Source organism: Flavobacterium sp. R1_16, from assembly GCF_057652095.1.
Window position 1 is genome coordinate 1 of record NZ_JBYFCG010000068.1, and the last position, 230, is coordinate 230.

1 pseudogene is annotated in these 230 nt (G+C 30.0%); it reads left to right on the forward strand.

Going from position 1 to position 230, the window contains the following annotated elements:
* Window positions 1-142 (forward strand): annotated as a pseudogene (locus AC23L6_RS13460) (UDP-3-O-(3-hydroxymyristoyl)glucosamine N-acyltransferase); the annotation flags it as partial.
* Window positions 143-230 lie beyond the last annotated feature (88 nt).

Sequence of the window (230 nt, forward strand, 5' to 3'; positions counted from 1 at the left end):
CGTAAAAGATGGAGAAGTGCTACAAGGAAGCCCTACCTTTGGATATACAGATTTCAGTAAATCCTATGTTCATTTCAATAATTTGCCAAAAATTGTATCAGAATTAGAAGATTTAAAAAAAACAATAAACAATAAAGACTAAGTTATGGTTAAACTAAAAACCATTAAGAGTGAAATTTCTCTCATTGGAGTTGGTCTCCTCACAGGTAAAGAAGTAAAAGTAACTTTTA